Source organism: Bacillus sp. P4_D3 (genome assembly GCF_056401855.1).
Map to the genome: position 1 here is coordinate 1 of NZ_JBFUIN010000581.1, position 1,960 is coordinate 1,960.

Annotated in this window: 2 protein-coding genes; both read left to right on the forward strand. The window is 34.4% G+C overall.

All coding sequences use genetic code 11. The features are described from left to right. Positions 1-194 precede the first annotated feature (194 nt). Positions 195-959, forward strand: coding sequence for an SDR family oxidoreductase (locus AC1DTM_RS24290; protein WP_133059500.1), 765 nt, complete (start codon positions 195-197; stop codon positions 957-959). 335 nt (positions 960-1,294) lie between these two features. Continuing rightward, a complete protein-coding gene (locus tag AC1DTM_RS24295; RefSeq protein WP_016105342.1) occupies positions 1,295-1,861 on the forward strand; it encodes a TetR/AcrR family transcriptional regulator in 567 nt (188 codons plus the stop codon). The last annotated feature ends 99 nt before the right edge of the window (positions 1,862-1,960 follow it).

Genomic DNA, 1,960 nt, shown 5'->3' on the forward strand with positions numbered 1-1,960 from the left:
GTATAGGATTTATCCCGCATTAACGGGCAGTAAAACTCCCACCTCAAAATTCAGCTGGAGCAAAGTGGTTAGGTGAGAGATTAACTGCCCGTAAAAGCCCGATTGGTTCAACTAATAATCAGTGGGGGATGAAGAAAACCCCCACTGATTAAAGTTTCACTTTATCAAACGGAAATTTAGGAAGGATGGAAAAAATGAAAAATCTTGATGGGAAAGTAGCGTTAGTAACAGGAGCGAGTCGCGGCATTGGCCGTGCGATTGCGATGAGATTAGCAAACGACGGTGCATTAGTTGCAATTCACTATGGCCGAAATAAAGCAGCTGCAGATGAAACAATTAGTGAGATTGAATCTAATGGAGGAAAGGCATTCTTAATTGAAGCGGATTTCAATTCAATTGATGGTGTCAAAAAGATAGTAGAACAATTGAAGAATGAATTACAAATAAGAGTTGGTACATCAGAGATTGATATTTTAGTAAACAATGCAGGGATAGGTACACAAGGAACAATTGAAAATACGACAGAAGAAGTTTTTGATGAAATTATGTCTGTAAATATTAAAGCACCGTTCTTCTTAATTCAGCAAACATTACCGTTATTACGAGCGGAGGGGCGAGTTATTAACATTTCATCAGCTGAAGTAAGACTTGGTTTTACAGGGTCCATTGCATACGGTTTAAGTAAAGGTGCACTAAATACGATGACACTTCCTCTAGCTAAACATCTTGGAGAAAGAGGTATAACAGTGAATACAATTATGCCTGGATATACGAAGACAGATATAAATGCGAAATTGCTAGATAATCCGGAAATACGAAATTTTGCTACGAATTCATCTGTGTTCGGACGAATAGGGCAAGTTGAAGATATTGCAGATGTAGTAGAATTCCTTGCTTCTTCTGATAGCCGCTGGGTAACAGGGCAAATTTTAGATGTTTCTGGAGGATTTTGTTTATAGGGGCACTACTTCATACCCATCAAGCTAATATTTTCATATCCCCCTAAATTAAAATTTTCTTTCTCTACAGATAGCTATTTTGAGAAGCCGCTCATTTTTTCGTTTTGGGGGCATTTCTTTTTCTTAAGTTGATGGGTATGTATGGTGACCCCTATTAGACGATAGTGAATTAACAATTTCGGGGTTCAGTTCAACTTTATTCAAAATAAGATTTTTTTGCAGTAAAATCAATGTTAGTGGAACTTTTTTAATCAAACTTTTTTCTAAATTAACATAAATACTTGCAACATTTAAATTAGTACTATATAGTTCTAGTTATGACAAAGGTAAAATTAATGAATCAAAAACGTGTGATTGAAGTAGCTGCAACATTATTTTTAGAAAAAGGGTTTGCTTATACAAGTATGGATGAATTAGTACGTGTAAGCAAAGTTTCAAAGTCTAATGTGTATTATCACTTTTCTAATAAGGAAGTATTATTAGAAGGGGTCGTTGATTATTGGATTGAAATGTATCAATCTGCAATTGATGACGTACTTTCTCAGAACCAATTTTTAGTTGAAGATCGTATCCAACTGTTTTTAAAGCAATTATCACAAGGAGTTCAGTCGAGAGAGTATAAGGGGAGCTGTCCATTTATTACTCTTTATATTCAAAGTCCTACACAGGCCACGCAAATAAAAGAAAAAATAGGTCTTTTTTTTACAGAATTACAAAAGAAAGTTTCTCTATTACTTAAACAAGGGGTAGAGAATGGAGAATTCAGAAATACGATTAATATTGATGAGGTAGCATCACTTTTTATTACAAATCTTGAAGGAGCGTTATTTATTTCAGAAACATTGAAGGATGCAACTGTAATCACGAAAACAGCAGATCATTTATTTAACTTGCTTCGATAAAAGAAGCTTTTTTTTTACATCAAATTAGTACTGAATAGTACTAAAAAGGAGATTTTATATGAGAACAGTATTTTTAATTGGTGGAACAGGCTTTATTGG

Coding starts and splice junctions, on each gene's coding strand:
- AC1DTM_RS24290 (WP_133059500.1), top strand. CDS start 195: ATGAAAAATCTTGATGGGAAAGTAGCGTTAGTAACAGGAGCGAGTCGC.
- AC1DTM_RS24295 (WP_016105342.1), top strand. CDS start 1,295: ATGAATCAAAAACGTGTGATTGAAGTAGCTGCAACATTATTTTTAGAA.